The organism is Streptomyces sp. (assembly GCF_031178505.1).
Taxonomy (GTDB): Bacteria; Actinomycetota; Actinomycetes; order Streptomycetales; family Streptomycetaceae; genus Streptomyces; species Streptomyces gulbargensis.
Genome location: NZ_JAPSIW010000804.1, coordinates 1 through 3,070, shown reverse-complemented (window position 1 = coordinate 3,070; position 3,070 = coordinate 1). Strand labels below are relative to the sequence as shown.

Below are 3,070 nucleotides of genomic sequence, written 5' to 3'. Positions count from 1 at the left end.
GTGGTGGTGAGGGTGCGGGACGGCGCGGAGCTGGGTTCCGCGGTGCACGTGTACGGTCACGCGGTCATCGAGGAGCGTCTGCCTTCCACGGGGGCTGTGCTGCCTCCGGACTGGGCTCTGCAGCATCCTGAGGACTGGTGTGAGGTGCTGCGCAGGGCTGTTCCGGCGGCGTTGGCGGATGCCGGGGTGGATCCGGCCCGGGTGATCGGGATCGCGACGGATTTCACCGCGTGCACGGTTCTGCCGACCACCCGGGAGGGGGTCCCGCTCGCGTTGGTGCCGGAGTGGGCGGGGCGTCCGCATGCGTGGCCGAAGTTGTGGAAGCATCACGCGGCGCAGGATCAGGCGGACCGTATCAACGCCCTGGCGCATGCCCGGGGGGAGAAGTGGATCGGGCGCTACGGGGGGAAGATCTCCTCCGAGTGGCAGTACGCGAAGGCTTTGCAGGTCCTGGAGGAGGACCCGGCGGTCTATGCGGCCTGTGCGCGCTGGATCGAGGCGGCCGACTGGATCGTCTGGCAGCTGACGGGCAGTGAGTCGCGCAATGCCTGCACCGCCGGCTACAAGGGCATCCACCAGGACGGTGCTTATCCCTCGCCGGACTTCCTGGGCGGGCTCCACCCGGGATTCGCGGATTTCCCGGCCACGCGGCTGGAGCATCCGCTCGCCCCGCTGGGTTCGCGCGTGGGGTCCCTGAGCGGGCGGGCCGCGCGCTGGACCGGTCTGCCCGAGGGCATCGCGGTCGCCGCCGGCAACGTCGACGCCCATGTCGCGGCGCCGGCGGCGGGCGCTGTGGAGAACGGGCGGATGCTCGCCATCATGGGCACCTCCACCTGCCATGTCCTCAACGGCGCCACCCTCGCGGAGATCCCGGGGATCTGCGGGGTCGTCGACGGCGGGATCGTCGAGGGCGCCTACGGCTACGAGGCCGGCCAGAGCGCGGTCGGTGACATCTTCGCCTGGTGGCTGCGCCAGGGCGTGCCGGACCACTACCGTGCCGAGGCGCAGGCGGCGGGCGAGGACCTGCACCAGCTCCTGACCCGTAAGGCCGCCGGCCAGCCGGTCGGCGCGCACGGGCTGGTGGCTCTGGACTGGATGAACGGCAACCGTTCCACCCTGGTCGACCACCACCTGTCCGGAGTGGTCGCCGGGCTGACCCTGGACACCCGGCCGGAGGACGTCTACCGGGCCCTGCTGGAATCCACGGCCTACGGCACGAGGATGATCGTCGAGGCCTTCGAGGCCGGGGGGATCCCCGTGGAGGAGTTCATCGTCACCGGCGGGCTGAAGAAGAACGCCCTGCTGATGCAGATCTACGCCGACGTGCTGCGCCGCCCTGTCTCGGTGGGCACTTCCGAGCAGGGACCCGCGCTCGGTTCGGCCATCCACGCGGCCGTGGCCGCGGGGGCGTATCCCGACATCCGCTCCGCCGCCGCCGTCATGGGCAGCGTCCGTCGCCACGCCTACGTGCCGGATTCCGCGCGGGCGGACGCCTACGACGCGCTGTTCGGCGAGTACCGCGCCCTGCACGACCACTTCGGCACCGGCACGGACCTCCTCCTGCACCGCCTCCGGCACGTCCGCAACACCGCACGCACCGCGGCCGGCAGCTGACCGGGCGACCACCCCAGCACCACCGGTCCCACCTCTCCCCCCAGCACCTCCGAGGAGCACATCCGACATGACGCTCGCCCAGCCCGACCGCGAGATCTGGTTTCTCACCGGCAGCCAGGCCCTCTACGGCGACGAGACACTGGCCCAGGTCGCCGAACAGTCACGTGTCATCTGCGACACCCTGGCGGCCCGGCCGCAGATGACCGTCCGCCTGGTGTGGAAGCCGGTCCTCACCGACGCGGCGGCCATCCGCGCGGTCTGCCTCGAGGCCAACGCCGACGACCGCTGCATCGGCCTGATCGCCTGGATGCACACCTTCTCCCCGGCCAAGATGTGGATCGCCGGCCTCGACGCCCTCAGCAAGCCGCTGCTGCACCTGCACACCCAGGCCAACCGCCAACTGCCCTGGTCCACCATCGACATGGACTTCATGAACCTGAACCAGGCCGCCCACGGCGACCGCGAGTTCGGCTTCGTCCAGACCCGTCTCGGCGTCCCGCGCAAGACCGTGGCCGGCCACGTCTCCGCCCCCGACGTCGTCGACCGGATCGCGGGATGGGCCCGCGCAGCCGTCGGCCGGTCCGAACTGACCACCCTCAAGCTCGCCCGTTTCGGCGACAACATGCGCGATGTCGCCGTCACCGAGGGCGACAAGGTGGAGGCGCAGCTGCGGTTCGGGGTGTCGGTCAACACGTACGGCGTCAACGACCTCGTCGCAGCCGTCGACGCCGCTCCCGAGGACACCGTCACCGCGCTCGTGAAGGAGTACCAGGACCTCTACGCCCTCGCCCCCGAGCTGCGGCCCGGCGGCGAGCGCCATGAATCCCTGCGCTACGCCGCCCGCATCGAAGCCGGCCTGCGGACCTTCCTCACGGAAGGCGGTTTCCGCGCCTTCACCACCAACTTCGAGGACCTCGGGGGCCTGCGCCAGCTGCCCGGCCTCGCCGTGCAGCGCCTGATGGCGGACGGTTACGGCTTCGGCGGTGAAGGGGACTGGAAGACCGCCACGCTGCTGCGCACCCTGAAGGCGATGGCCCACGGCCTGCCCGGCGGCACCTCCTTCATGGAGGACTACACCTACGACCTCACGCCCGGCCAGGAGCTCATCCTCGGCGCGCACATGCTCGAGGTCTGCCCCTCCCTCACGACGGGGACGCCCACCTGCGAGATCCATCCGCTCGGCATCGGCGGACGCGAGGACCCGGTCCGTCTGGTCTTCGACGCGGACCCGGGTCCGGCCGTCGTCGTCGGTCTCGCCGACATGGGTGAACGGTTCCGCCTCGTGGCCAACCGCATCGACGTCGTCGCCCCGCCCGAGCCGCTGCCCCGGCTGCCCGTCGCCCGTGCCGTCTGGCGCCCCCGCCCCGACCTGCGGACCTCGACCGAGGCGTGGCTCACGGCCGGAGCGCCGCACCACACCGTCCTCACCACCGCTCTCGGCGGTGAGGAGCTCGAC

The 3,070-nt window shown here is 71.5% G+C and carries 2 protein-coding genes; both read left to right on the top strand.

What is annotated here, in order from left to right; translation table 11 throughout:
- Positions 1-1,614 (top strand): ribulokinase (araB, locus tag RIF68_RS32625; protein ID WP_309054963.1); only part of this gene is annotated, 1,614 nt, incomplete at its 5' end.
- Between the two features lie 67 nt (positions 1,615-1,681).
- Positions 1,682-3,070: L-arabinose isomerase (gene araA / locus RIF68_RS32620; RefSeq protein ID WP_309054962.1), on the top strand; the 1,389-nt coding region annotated here is incomplete at its 3' end.